At 64.7% G+C, this 13,039-nt stretch carries 11 protein-coding genes; 3 read left to right on the top strand and 8 right to left on the bottom strand.

All coding sequences use genetic code 11. The annotated features are described in order from the left end of the window. Positions 1 to 31: 31 nt before the first annotated feature. Genes ntrC through dusB form a run of 3 tightly spaced genes read right to left on the bottom strand, consistent with a single transcriptional unit; the run spans position 32 to position 3,657 of the window. Positions 32 to 1,474, bottom strand: a complete 1,443-nt coding sequence (ntrC, locus tag BLS26_RS35140; RefSeq protein ID WP_092517315.1) for a nitrogen regulation protein NR(I) — start codon at positions 1,472 to 1,474, stop codon at positions 32 to 34. Positions 1,475 to 1,483: 9 nt separating this feature from the next. Next, positions 1,484 to 2,659 (bottom strand): nitrogen regulation protein NR(II), encoded by a 1,176-nt coding sequence (locus BLS26_RS35135; RefSeq protein ID WP_092517312.1) that lies wholly within the window; start codon positions 2,657 to 2,659, stop codon positions 1,484 to 1,486. Next, positions 2,656 to 3,657 carry a tRNA dihydrouridine synthase DusB gene (gene dusB / locus BLS26_RS35130; protein ID WP_092517310.1) on the bottom strand — a complete coding sequence of 334 codons (1,002 nt, stop codon included), beginning with the start codon at positions 3,655 to 3,657 and terminating at the stop codon, positions 2,656 to 2,658. The genes BLS26_RS35135 and dusB overlap by 4 nt, the downstream gene beginning before the upstream one ends. A gap of 286 nt (positions 3,658 to 3,943) precedes the next feature. Here dusB and BLS26_RS35125 point away from each other — a divergent pair, with 286 nt between their 5' ends. Both BLS26_RS35125 and BLS26_RS35120 read left to right on the top strand, forming a co-directional pair. Further along, positions 3,944 to 5,125, top strand: a complete 1,182-nt coding sequence (locus BLS26_RS35125) for a bifunctional 2-C-methyl-D-erythritol 4-phosphate cytidylyltransferase/2-C-methyl-D-erythritol 2,4-cyclodiphosphate synthase (protein ID WP_092517307.1) — start codon at positions 3,944 to 3,946, stop codon at positions 5,123 to 5,125. Position 5,126: 1 nt separating this feature from the next. After that, the gene (locus tag BLS26_RS35120; protein ID WP_092517305.1) at positions 5,127 to 5,729 is read left to right on the top strand and encodes a CinA family protein; all 603 of its coding nucleotides are present in this window, start codon (positions 5,127 to 5,129) and stop codon (positions 5,727 to 5,729) included. 147 nt (positions 5,730 to 5,876) lie between these two features. On the opposite strand, the gene BLS26_RS35115 is transcribed toward BLS26_RS35120, so the two are convergent. Beyond that, positions 5,877 to 6,335: a type II toxin-antitoxin system RatA family toxin gene (locus BLS26_RS35115; protein ID WP_092517303.1), complete on the bottom strand. Its 459-nt coding sequence runs from the start codon at positions 6,333 to 6,335 to the stop codon at positions 5,877 to 5,879. A 4-nt stretch (positions 6,336 to 6,339) separates the two neighbouring features. Next, on the bottom strand, positions 6,340 to 7,299 hold the full coding sequence (lipA, locus tag BLS26_RS35110) for a lipoyl synthase (protein WP_092517301.1): 960 nt from the start codon (positions 7,297 to 7,299) through the stop codon (positions 6,340 to 6,342). Positions 7,300 to 7,453: 154 nt separating this feature from the next. Between lipA and BLS26_RS35105 the strand changes: the two genes are divergently transcribed. After that, complete coding sequence (locus BLS26_RS35105; RefSeq protein WP_092517298.1) at positions 7,454 to 8,059, top strand: DNA-3-methyladenine glycosylase; 606 nt, start codon at positions 7,454 to 7,456, stop codon at positions 8,057 to 8,059. Between the two features lie 698 nt (positions 8,060 to 8,757). On the opposite strand, the gene BLS26_RS35100 is transcribed toward BLS26_RS35105, so the two are convergent. The 3 genes from BLS26_RS35100 to BLS26_RS35090 all read right to left on the bottom strand — a co-directional run bounded on the left by BLS26_RS35100 (position 8,758) and on the right by BLS26_RS35090 (position 12,881). Beyond that, positions 8,758 to 9,477 carry an NAD(P)-dependent oxidoreductase gene (locus tag BLS26_RS35100; RefSeq protein ID WP_092517296.1) on the bottom strand — a complete coding sequence of 240 codons (720 nt, stop codon included), beginning with the start codon at positions 9,475 to 9,477 and terminating at the stop codon, positions 8,758 to 8,760. Between the two features lie 10 nt (positions 9,478 to 9,487). Next, positions 9,488 to 9,874 (bottom strand): VOC family protein, encoded by a 387-nt coding sequence (locus tag BLS26_RS35095; protein WP_092517294.1) that lies wholly within the window; start codon positions 9,872 to 9,874, stop codon positions 9,488 to 9,490. A gap of 145 nt (positions 9,875 to 10,019) precedes the next feature. Continuing rightward, on the bottom strand, positions 10,020 to 12,881 hold the full coding sequence (locus tag BLS26_RS35090) for a valine--tRNA ligase (protein ID WP_092517291.1): 2,862 nt from the start codon (positions 12,879 to 12,881) through the stop codon (positions 10,020 to 10,022). Positions 12,882 to 13,039 lie beyond the last annotated feature (158 nt).

The following is a 13,039-nucleotide window of genomic DNA, read 5'->3' as shown; positions in this document are numbered from 1 at the left end:
GGCAACCGACCTGCCGCGCACTGGAATGCCTCTAGCCGCCGCTCCGGTAGACCTGAATGTCGAGGTCCCGGATCTTCTTGCGCAGCGTATTGCGGTTTAGCCCGAGCAGGTCGGCCGCGCGGATCTGGTTGCCGCGGGTGGCTGCCAGCGCTGCCGTCAGCAGTGGCACTTCGATCTCTTTCAGGATGCGGTGGTAGAGGCCGGGCGGCGGCACGCCGTTTGGAAAGCCCGAGAAGTGCGAGGACAGATAGGCTTCCACGGCGCCGCCGAGATTCTCCACGCCCAAGGGAGCACTGCCGCCGGATGCGACCGCCGGCGGGGCCAGTTCGCCATCGATCACCGAGCCGGTGATGACGTCCTGCGGATAGAGTGCCGCCAGCCGTCGCGCGAGGTTTTCCAGCTCGCGCACGTTGCCCGGCCAGCGATGCTGCTTGAGGCGCTCCAGCGCCAGCGTGTCGAGTTTCTTCGGCGGCAGGCCGTCTTTTTCCGCCAGCGAGAAGAAATGCCTGATGAGATCGGGCAGATCTTCGATGCGTTCGCGCAACGGCGGCAGCCGCAGCGGCACCACGTTGAGACGGAAGAACAGATCCTCGCGGAACAGGCCCTGCTGAATCAGGATGCGCAGATCCTTGTTGCTGGCGGCAACGATTCGCACGTCGGTCTTGATCGGGGTCCGGCCACCGACGGTGGTGTATTCGCCCTGCTGCAGCACGCGCAGCAGCCGCGTCTGCGCCTCCATCGGCATGTCGCCGATTTCGTCGAGAAACAGCGTGCCGCCTTCGGCCTGTTCGAAGCGGCCGGAGGCGCGGGTGTTGGCGCCGGTAAACGCGCCGCGCTCATGACCGAACAATTCGGACTCGATGAGGTCGCGCGGGATCGCCGCCATGTTGACCGCGACGAACGGGCCGTTGCGGCGCTTGCCGTAGTCGTGCAGCGCGCGCGCGACCAGTTCCTTACCGGTGCCGGACTCGCCGGAGATCATCACCGTGAGGTCGGTCTGCATCAGCCGCGCCAGCACCCGGTAGATTTCCTGCATTGCCGGCGAGCGGCCGACCAGCGGGATCGAATCGAATTCGCCCTCGTCGGGGGCATTGGCCACCCGCTCCTTGGGCTCCGCCAAGGCGCGGCCGACGATGGTGATCAGCTCCTTCAGGTCGAATGGTTTCGGCAGATATTCGTAGGCGCCGCGCTCCGAGGCCCGGATCGCCGTCATGAAGGTGTTCTGCGCACTCATGACGATGACGGGTAGGTTCGGCCGCATCTTCTTGATCCGCGGCAGCAGATCGAACGCGTTCTCGTCGGGCATCACCACGTCGGTGATGACGAGATCGCCCTCGCCCTGGCTGACCCATCGCCACAGCGTCGCCGCGTTTCCGGTCAGGCGCACCTCGTAGCCGGCGCGCGAAAGAGCCTGGTTCAGAACCGTGCGGATGGCGGTGTCGTCATCAGCGACTAGAATACTACCTGCGGGCATTGTTTCTCCTCATCTTGCTTTCTCTGAGGCAGGCGACGGCGTACCCGAAACGTCGTCGCGATTGCTGTGATCGAAATGTTTGGTGGGATGGAACATCGGCAGCAGCACGCGGAACGTCGTCTTCCGCGGCTGGGATTCGCATTCGATGATGCCGCCGTGATCGCCGACGATCTTGGCGACCAGCGCCAGCCCAAGCCCGCTGCCGGTCTGCTTGGTGGTGACGAAGGGGTCGAACAGGTTCGGCAGCAGATCTTCCGGCACGCCGGAGCCATTGTCCTTGACGCAGAATTCGAGCGGCAGCGACACCCGCGATTTCTTGCCGGGTATCGACAGCCGGACGCCGGGCCGGAACGCGGTGGTGAGCTGGATTTCCGCGTCGCTGCCGAGATCGACGACCGCTTCGGCGGCGTTCTTGACGAGGTTGAGGAATACCTGGATCAACTGGTCCTGATTGGCCAGCACCGGCGGCAACGACGGATCGTAGTCCTCGATGAAGCGGATGTTGCGGGCAAAGCCGGACTGCGCCAGCCGTTTGACGTGGTCGAGCACGGAATGGATGTTGACCGGGCCGCGCGCCACCGGGCGATCGTCGCCGAACACTTCCATGCGGTCGACCAGCGTCACGATGCGGTCGGCCTCGTCGCAGATCAGTCGCGTCAGCATGCGATCTTCGGATGACGCCGCCTGCTCCAGCAATTGCGCCGCACCGCGGATGCCGGACAGCGGGTTCTTGATTTCGTGCGCCAGCATCGCGGCCAGCGCGATCACCGAACGCGCCGCGCTGCGATGCGTCAGTTGCCGGTCCATCTTGTCGGCGATGGTGCGTTCCTGCAGCATGACCACGATGTGGCCGGGCCGCTCGGTCAGCGGAGCGACGTGAAGATCGACCTGCCGATCGCCGCCGATCCGCGGCGTGCCGAGATCGACCTTGTATTCGTTGACCGGCGAGCCGCTCGACCGCACCTGATCGATCAGCGCCAGCAGCGGACTGCCGAACGGCACCAATTCCTTCAGCGACTGCCGCCGCAGGAACTGCGTGGAAATCTCGAAAAAGGATTCGGCGGCGATGTTGGCATCGACGATGCGGCCGTCCGGCGCGACCAGCAGCACGGGATTGGGCAATGCGTTGAGGATCGCATCGCTGTCGGTGGGCAGTGACCGGCGATGTTCTGCGGCTGACGTCATGCAGCGGCACTCCAAGCAAAATCGTCGAACGCGTCCTGGAGCGATCGGTGCACGCGGTGCGGATCCTCCGACGTCAAAATCTTCTGCCGCCAGCCCTTCAGCGTCTCCGCCGGGGCGCGGCTGCACTGCGCCGCAACCTCCAGCGCCCAGCCGAGATGTTTTCGCGCGTGCCTTAGCCCGATGCGCAATCCGTAATGTCGACAGACTTCGTCATAAAGCGCGGTGATGTGCGCGAACTGTTCGGAGAGATGCGGAGCGGATTCGGCTTTGCCGGTTTCAAGCCGGCGGCCGATCTGGCCCGGCAACCACGGCTGGCCCTGCGCGCCGCGGCCGATCATCACGGCATCGGCGCCCGACATATCAAGCGCGCGTACGGCCTTCTCGAACGACGTGATGTCGCCATTGACGACCAGCGGAACCGTGATCGCATCCTTGACGGCGCGCACCGCCCTCCAGTCCGCTTCGCCCTTGTAGAACTGACAGCGCGTGCGCCCGTGCACCGTGATCATCTGCACGCCGGCGGCTTCCGCGCGACGCGCGAGTTCGGGCGCGTTGTGCGAGCGATCGTCCCAGCCGAGCCGCATTTTCAGCGTCACCGGCACCTTCACAGCGGCGATGGTCGCTTCGATCAGCTTCGAGGCGTGATCAAGATCGCGCATCAGCGCCGAGCCGGACTGGCCGCCGGTCACGTGACGCGCGGGACAGCCCATGTTGATGTCGATGATGTCGGCGCCGGCGGCTTCCGCGACCTTGGCTCCTTCCGCCATCCAGTGGGTTTCGCAGCCGGCGAGCTGAACCACATGGGGCCCGATCCCGGCCGCCTCGCAGCGCAACCGCGACATCGGCTTGCCATTCACGAGGTCATCGCTGGCGGTCATTTCCGAAACGACCAGTCCGGCGCCGAGTCTGGCAGAGAGTCGTCGAAAAGGCGCGTCGGTGACACCCGACATCGGCGCCAGGAGAACCCGGTTGGCGACAGCAATCTCGCCTATTTTCAACGGCTTAGGGCGTGAACTTTCCAGGCCGGTCACGGAGTTCTCATGGTTGGTGCGGCAGCGTCATTGCGGCCGTCGGCGCATATTGTGAGCACAAATCTTGTGCAGTCAAGCTTCATGCCTACACTTTAGACAGTTCTATCATTTGTGCAAGTGCACTGCAACAAAATCTGCTTTTCCCACAGCTATTGGGAAACGCTCTGTTTTTGCGCATTCGGCATGGTAAGGGCTGTGCGCCAGCGAAGGCGCCATCCCGCCCCTCAACCCGATCCGCCTGCCACAGAGTCCGATGTCCAAACCCAAGCGTACCGCCGCCATCCTCGTCGCAGCCGGGCGCGGCCTTCGCGCCGGCGCCGGCGGACCCAAGCAATACCGCACCATCGGCGGCCAGACCGTGATCTTCCGCGCCATGGAGGCGTTTTGCGAGCACCCGGATGTATTCGCCGTGCAGCCGGTCGTGAATCCCGATGACATCGCGATCTTCAATGATGCCGTGGCCAGCCTGCGCCATCAGCCTCCGACCAACGGCGGCGCGACGCGCCAAGCCTCGGTGCATGCCGGCCTCGAGGCGCTGGCCGCGGAAAAACCCGACATCGTTTTGATCCACGATGCCGCCCGTCCGTTCGTGACGCCAGCGGTGATTTCGCGCGCGATCGACGCGGCGGAACGCACCGGCGCTGCGGTCCCGGCAATTGCCGTCACCGATACGATCAAGCAGGTCAGCGCCGCCGGCGACGTCGAGGCGACGCCTGACCGCGCGAAGCTGCGGATCGCGCAAACGCCGCAGGCGTTTCGCTTCGACGTCATCCTCGAGGCCCATCGCCGCGCCGCGCGCGACGGCCGCAGCGATTTCACCGACGATGCGGCGCTCGCCGAATGGGCGGGATTGACGGTAGCGACCTTTGAAGGCGATCCTGCGAACATGAAACTCACGACACCCGAAGACTTCGTCCGCGAGGAAGCCCGCCTCGCCAGCCAGCTCGGCGACATCAGGACCGGCACCGGTTACGACGTGCACGCCTTCGGCGACGGCGACCACCTGATGATCTGCGGCGTCCGCGTGCCGCACACACGCGGCTTTCTCGCCCATTCCGACGGCGATGTCGGCCTGCATGCCTTGGTCGACGCCATCCTCGGCGCGCTGGCCGACGGCGACATCGGCTCGCACTTCCCGCCCAGCGACATGAAGTGGAAGGGTGCCGCGTCCGACAAATTCCTCGCCTACGCGATCGAGCGCGTCACCGCGCGCGGCGGCCGGATCGCCAATCTCGAGGTCACGCTGATCTGCGAGCGTCCGAAGATCGGCCCGCTGCGCGACGCCATGCGCGCGCGCATCGCCGAGATCACCGGCGTCAACATCTCGCGCGTCGCCGTCAAGGCGACCACCAGCGAGCGGCTCGGCTTTACCGGCCGCGAGGAAGGCATCGCCGCGACCGCGAGCGCCACCATCCGTCTTCCCTGGAGCGAATAGCATGAGCGGCAGCGACGCCCGCGCCCTCTCCCGCTCGCTGCTCGATTTGTGCCGGATGCGCAAGCTGACGGTTGCGACCGCCGAATCCTGTACCGGCGGGCTCGTCGCCGGCGCGCTGACTGACATTCCCGGTTCCTCCGACGTCATCGATCGCGGCTTCGTCACCTATTCCAACGAGGCCAAGCGCGCGATGCTCGGCGTCAAGGCCACCACGCTCGCGACCTTCGGTGCCGTCAGCAAGGAAACCGCCACCGCGATGGCGATCGGCGCGCTGGAACGCGCCGGCGTTGATCTCGCGGTATCCATCACCGGCATCGCCGGCCCCGGCGGTGCGACGCCCGGCAAGCCGGTCGGCCTGGTGCATTTCGCGGTCGCCGCCCGCGACGGCCGCATCCTGCACCGCGAATGCCGGTTCGGCGCCATCGGCCGCACCACCGTGCGCCATCGCTCGGTGGTCGAGGCGCTGCGCATGCTGATGGAGCTGGCGCGCGGACCGCAGGCGCCCGCAAAACCTCGCCGTGCGGCCGCCAGCCGGCTGCGCCCCCGCGTCGCCCGCACGCCCCGGGGCGGCGCGGTCAAACGGCGACGGCCGACGCGTTCATAGCCGTCATTGCGAGCGCAAGCGAAGCAATCCATCTCTCCGTGGAAAAGGTCTGGATTGCTTCGTCGCATCCGCCTTCGCCCGAAGGCGGGCTTCGGCGGACAAGAGTGCTCCTCGCAATGACGTGGATAGAGTCTCGATCGCCGGCTATCACCGGCCCTTCCCGTAGACCACATCCGCGCGCTTCTCGAAGGCCGCCGCAAAGCGCTGGAACGCCGCGTCGAACATCGTGCCCATCAGCATCGCCAGCATCCGGCTCTTGAATTCGTAGCTCAGGAAAAATCCGACATCGCAGTCGGTTTCGGACCGGGCCTCGAAGCTCCAGCGGTTTTCCAGGTTGCTGAACGGCCCCTTCAGGTACTCGACCAGGATCTTGAGGTTCGGCCGGTCCAGCGTCACCCGGCTGGTGAAGGATTCCCGCACCAGCTTGAACGACACCGTCATGTCGGCAACGACGATCTCGGTGCCATCGGGCTTGGGCGTGCGCTGGCGAATCTTCAGCGAATGGCACAGCGGCACGAATTCCGGATAGCGCTCGACGTCGGCGACCAGATCGAACATCTGCTGCGCGGTGTGATGAACCCGGCGCTTGCTGGAAAATCTCGGCATCGGCTCAGCGCGACAGTGCAGCCCGGGCCGCTTGCAGCTTGGCGAAATCGTCGCCGGCGTGATGCGATGAGCGGGTCAGCGGGCTCGCCGACACCATCAGGAAGCCCTTGGTGTAGGCGACCTTCTCGTAGCCTGCGAACTCGTCCGGGGTGACATAGCGCATCACGGCGTGATGCTTGCGGGTCGGCTGCAGATACTGGCCGATGGTGAGGAAATCGACCTCCGCCGAGCGCAGGTCGTCCATCACCTGCAGTACCTCGTGGCGCTCTTCGCCGAGGCCGACCATGATGCCGGATTTGGTGAAGATGGTGGGGTCGATTTCCTTGACCCGCTGCAACAGCCGGATCGAATGAAAATAGCGCGCGCCCGGGCGCACCGTGAGATAGCGCGACGGTACGGTTTCCAGATTGTGGTTGAACACGTCGGGCTTGGCTTTGGCGACCACCTCGAGCGCGCCTTCCTTGCGCAGGAAATCGGGGGTGAGGATTTCGATCGTGGTGGTCGGACAGCGCGCGCGGATGGCGCGGATGGTTTGTGCGAAATGTTCGGCGCCGCCGTCGGCGAGATCGTCGCGATCAACCGAGGTGATGACGATGTGCGCCAACCCGAGCTTGAAAGTCGCCTCCGCGACATGCTCCGGCTCCGAGGCATCGAGCGCGCCGGGCATGCCGGTCTTGACGTTGCAGAACGCGCAGGCGCGGGTGCAGGTGTCGCCCATGATCATGAAGGTGGCGTGCTTCTTGTCCCAGCATTCGCCGATGTTCGGGCAGCCGGCCTCCTCGCACACCGTGACGAGGCCGTTCTCCTTGACGATCTTGCGGGTGTCGGCGTAGCCGCGGGTGTTCGGCGCGCGGACCCGGATCCAGTCCGGCTTCGGCGGCGACAGCGCGTCCGGCCGGTTCACCTTTTCGGGGTGCCGCGGGCGTACCTGGGTGGTGGAGACGGTATCGACGAGGACGACCATGTTCAGTCCGGTAGTTGCTGAGTTACCTAGCTAATCCGTGTCGCTGATCGTCGCAACCCGATTGCGGCAGATCTGCAATCTGTCTGTGCGACGCTAGCAGAAACGTGCAAAATATAGGCAGTTTTCATCTGTTCCACAGTGATTCTCACCTGAAATGGCTCGAAGCCCCAAGACGGCCGTTGCCGCCGCCCACAGCCTCGGCAAGCCGCTGAAACGCTCGTTTTTTGCCCGCAGCGTGCTCGAGGTGGCGCCCGACCTGATCGGGGCGACGCTGCTGGTCGACGGTGTCGGCGGCATCATTGTCGAGGTCGAGGCCTATCACCACAGCGAGCCGGCCGCGCACTCCTTCAACGGGCCGACGCCGCGTAACATGGTGATGTTCGGCCCGCCGGGGTTTTCCTACGTCTACCGCTCCTACGGCATCCACTGGTGCGTCAACCTCGTCTGCGAAAAGGCGGGCTCGGCCAGCGCTGTGCTGATCCGCGCGCTGGAGCCGACCCACGGTATCCCGGAGATGCGCCGGCGCCGCGGCCTGCATGACGAACGTTCGCTGTGTTCCGGCCCCGGCAAACTCTGCGAGGCGCTCGGCATCACCATTGCGCACAGCGAACTGCCGCTCGATACCCCGCCGTTTGCGTTGCATGCGCGGACAGGCCAGCCCGAGGTTGTCACGGGGTTGCGGATCGGGATTACCAAGGCGGTCGATCTGCCGTGGCGGTATGGACTGAAGGGTTCGAAGTTTGTGAGCAAGCGGTTTTGACATTGCGGGGTCTCCGCCATCGATGCCGTCATTGCGAGGAGCGAAGCGACGAAGCAATCCATCTTGCTGCGCAAAGGAAGACTGGATTGCTTCGCTTCGCTCGCAATGACGGCGGATAGTCACGACTTCACATTCTCGCGGCATGATTTGCCCGAAGTTTTGCATTTCGTTCGCCCACGAAGCATAGAGGGCGCGGGGAAGACCGGATGCGCGCTGCACCCGCGGTCTCGCAGGCGTGTTGCATAGGAATATGCTGCCCACGAGCATACAGGTTCAGCGGAGAACATCCGGCCTCCCCCACGCAATGGCTTTACGGCTTATACGAGATCGTCCTGGTGACCGGCTGTCTTGCCACCATCGCAAGCGGTCTGCTTTCGCTTCCGCCAACTTGACGCCAGCACCGGGGCGTCGGACCCAAACGATTTCACCGTACGCAAAGGCCGCGCTCGTCAGTCGCAGCCTCGCGTCCACCGCATCTCACCGCACGGTCGTGACGATCGCGATCGCCCCTCTTGTTGCCGCGAGACGGGCGGAGTTAAACTCCTGATTTGCCCGACGGCTCAACAGAATTATTTTTATCCGAAGGGCTAGACAGGTTTTTGGTGATTTGCCCGTCGGGCTACTTTGTCGCAGCGCGCGAGATCAATTTGTCATTGCGCGCGCAAGCGAAGCAGTGCATGCGGCCTTCCGCACGCCGATCAGTTCATCCTGAATGACGGATCGAAGCCCAATTCGCGTTTCGCCTTCGCGCTCGACACGACGTCACAGTCCTCGGCGATATTGTAGACTCCGCTGCCCTGGGTTACGGCGAGGAAAGCCGCGTGGGCCGCTGCATCGATGTGCACCGACGGCGGCTTTGGCGGCAGCTCGTACCAGGTGTCCGGTCCATAGAAATAGCCATAGCGCAGCACGACGCCGTCGATACCGGCCGTCGCCAGGACCTCGTGCTCAAGCGCGACAATTCCCTGAACGGTCAACGCACGCACGTCGTCCGCTGCGAGATCGAGCGGGTCGCCCTCGTCACGCATCCCGTTGCCGGGTGCATAGACAAACGCGATGCTCTGCGCGACCGCGCGGCGGACGCCGGCGATCTTTGCTGCCTGCATCAGATTTCCCGTGCCTTCGATACGCATCCGGCGGTTGGCCTCTTGCGCGGCCGGATAGCCTGGCGTGCCCGGGCCGCTCAAGAGATCGGTGAGCTGATGGATGACGATGTCGGGTCGCGCGGCGACGACCGCCCCAGCCAGCGCGCCGGCATCGAATACGTCGACCACAACAGGCACGACGCCGACCTCGCGCAGCAGCGGAATTTTGGCGGCGGTGCGTGTCGTGCCGGTAACCTCGTGCCCCGCGTGGCACAGCAGAGACGCCAGCCGCCGCCCGACTGCACCGGTCGCACCCGCCAGAAAAATCCTCATGCGCGCCCCCTCACACCGCGTGGTGACAGACCGCCTCGACCCGGTTGCCGTCGGGATCGCGCAGGAATGCCGCGTAGTAGGAGGCATGATGGTCGCGCAGGCCCGGCGCGCCGTCGTCGGTGCCGCCGGCCGCGATGCCGGCATCCCAGAACGCATCGACCTGGGTTCGCCATTTTGCCTTGAAGCACCAGTGGCGGCCGAAGGCGTCGTCGGGCTTCGCACCCTTGCGGATGGTGAGATAGACCCGCTCCGGATACGCGGCACGCGCCCGCTCGCCATAGCCGAGCCAGTCGTCGCGGCGGCCGACCTTGACGACGTCGAGCGTCTTCATGATCGCGTCATAGAACCGTTCGGCGGCGGCAATGTCGGAGACGCTGATGGAGACGTGGTCGAGCATTATTGGCTCCGCTTCAAATTCAGTCCAAGCAGATATTTTGCCTTCGTCATGCCCGGGCTTGTCCCGGCCATCCACGTCTTCAACCGCCAAACAAGACGTGGATGGCCGGGACAAGCCCGGCCATGACGGTATAGTACGACCTCGCCTACGACGCGTTTTTCAGCCGCTCCAGCGCTTCGAGGATATTGGCTTGTCGCGCCACCGCGGCCTCGCGCTTTTCTCTCTCTTCCTCGACGATCTCTTCCTTCGCGTTGGCGACAAATTTCTCGTTGGAGAGCTTTGCATCGACCCGCTTGATGTCGGCGTCGGCCTTGCCGAGTTCTTTCTCGAGGCGTCCCCGCTCGGCGGCGAAATCGATCACGCCCTTAAGCGGCAGCGCGACGACCTCGCCACGCACCAGGAGCTGCACGGCGCCATCGGGCGTGGTATCGGCGAAGGAAATCTTCGACAGCCGCGCCATCCGCTTGGCGACGTCGCTCCAGCGCTGTACACGATCCTTTGTCTCGGCCGATACCCCGACGAGCACGAGCGGGGTCAGCGTCGACGGCGGGATGTTCATCTCCGCCTTCACCGAGCGCACGGTGCTCAGGAGATCGACCACCCAGCCGATTTCGGCTTCTGCCGCGGGATCGCTGAAGTCGCCGGCGTCGAGCGCGCGGATGACAGGCGGAATGATGGCGTCGCTCGGGCTTGCGATCGCTATCTCGGCCAGTTGATCGGCGGACAGGCCCTTGCGCGGCCATTCGGCCAGCACCAGTAGGCCGTCGCGCTCGGCCGTCACCGCCCACAGCTCTTCGGTGATGAAGGGCATGAATGGATGCAGCAGTTTCAGGATCTCGTCGCGCGCCCAGGCGACCATGGCGCGGGTCTCGGCCTTGGCCGCGCCCTCCTCGCCCAGCAGCACCGGCTTCGCCAGCTCGAGATACCAGTCGCAATAGACGTTCCAGACAAAGCGATACATCGCGCCGGCGGCATCGTTGAAGCGATAGGCCTCGATCGCCTCGGTGACTTCGCGCGTCGTGCGCGACGTCTCGTGCGCGATCCAGCGGTTCAGGGTTTCCTTCGCACTATGCGCATCGAAACCGGCGGGCATGTTGCAGCCGTTCATCTCGGCAAAGCGGCTGGCGTTCCACAGCTTGGTCGCGAAGTTGCGGTTGGTTTCAACGAGTTGCGGCGACAGCTTGATGTCGTGGCTGTGGGCAGCCCCGCGCGCCAGCGCAAAGCGCAGCGCATCGGCGCCGAAGTCGTCGATGACGCCGAGGGGATCGATGACGTTGCCTTTCGACTTCGACATCTTGGCGCCCTTCTCGTCGCGGACGAGACGGTGGATATAGACCGTCGAGAACGGCGTCTCCTTCATGAAATGGAGGCCCATCATCATCATGCGGGCGACCCAGAAGAAGATGATGTCCCAGCCGGTGACGAGGACATTGGTGGGATAATAGCGGCCGACCTCCGGCGTCTGGTCGGGCCAGCCCAGCGTCGAGAACGGCCACAGGCCCGACGAGAACCAGGTGTCGAGCACGTCCTCGTCGCGGACGATAAAACCTTCGCGCTTGGCCGGATCCTGCGCCATCTCGGCGCCCTGCTCCGGCGTGATGACTTCCTGCTCGACGTAATAGCCGAGCGCGTTGCCGACGGCTTCCTCTTCGGTCTCGGCGACGAACACCTTGCCGTCCGGCCCGTACCAGGCCGGGATCTGATGGCCCCACCAGAGCTGGCGTGAGATGCACCAGGGCTGGATGTTTTCCATCCACTCGAAATAGGTCTTTTCCCAGTTCTTCGGCACGAACGTGGTCGTGCCCGAGCGTACGGCCGCGATGGCCGGCTGCGCCATGGTCTTGGCGTCGACATACCACTGGTCGGTCAGATAGGGCTCGAGCACGGTGCCGGAGCGGTCGCCGTGCGGCACCATATGCGTGTTGGGCTCGATCTTGTCGAGGAAGCCGAACTCCTCCAGCCGCGCAACGATCCGCTTGCGAGCGGCAAAGCGTTCGACATGGTTGAACTCTTCGGCGAACTCGCCGGCGCCTTCCGGCAGTCCGCGCAGATAATCCTCGTTGCCGACCAGAGCCAGACAGCCCTCCTGATCGAGCACGCTGATCCGCGGCAGGCCATGCCGCTTGCCGACCTCGAAGTCGTTGAAGTCATGCGCCGGCGTGATCTTGACCGCGCCCGAGCCTTTCTCGGGGTCGGCGTAGTCGTCGCCGATAACAGGAATCCGGCGGCCGACCAGCGGCAGGATCACGTGCTCGCCGATCAGGTGGCCGAGTCGCTCATTCTCCGGATGCACCGCGACCGCAGTGTCGCCCAACATGGTTTCGGGGCGCGTGGTCGCGACCACGATGAAGGTCGTGGGATCGTCGGGATTGAAGCTCCTGCCCTCGATCGGGTAGCGCAGGTGCCAGAGATTTCCTTTGACCTCGGTCTGCTGCACTTCGAGATCGGAGATCGCGGTCAAGAGTTTCGTATCCCAGTTGACCAGCCGCTTGTCCTTGTAGATCAGGCCTTCGCGGTGCAGTTCGACGAACACTTTGACGACGGCGCGCGACAGCCCCTCGTCCATGGTGAAGCGCTCGCGCGACCAGTCGCACGACGCACCGAGCCGCTTGAGCTGGTTGACGATGACGCCGCCACTCTCGGCCTTCCACTGCCAGACGCGTTCGAGGAATTTGGCGCGCCCCATCTCGCGCCGGCCCGGCTCCTGCCGTTCCATCAACTGTCGCTCGACCACCATCTGGGTCGCAATGCCGGCGTGATCGGTGCCGGGCTGCCACAGCACGTCGCGGCCGCGCATGCGCTCGAAGCGGCAGAGAATGTCCTGCAGCGTGTTGTTGAGCGCGTGGCCCATGTGCAGCGAGCCGGTGACGTTCGGCGGCGGGATCACGATGGTGAAAGGGGCTGCGTCCTTCCGTTCGGGACGGCCGGCCTTGAACGCGCCGCTCGCCTCCCAAATGGCGGACATGCGGCTTTCGATATCGGCGGGCTGGTAGTTTTTCTCGATCATGACAACGCTGTTGAATCTGGAGGGCGTTTTGGACCGCGATCTCACCCGGCGTGCGGACAAGAAAATGCGTCAAAACAACGAGCTAGCGCCCGATTTGGATGTAAACGGACCCGAACGGGCCCCTAGAAAGCCACTGCGACGCCGCAAGTCAACCTGAC

The organism is Afipia sp. GAS231, from assembly GCF_900103365.1.
GTDB lineage: Bacteria > Pseudomonadota > Alphaproteobacteria > Rhizobiales > Xanthobacteraceae > Bradyrhizobium.
This window is presented reverse-complemented; position numbering and strand designations above follow the sequence as displayed.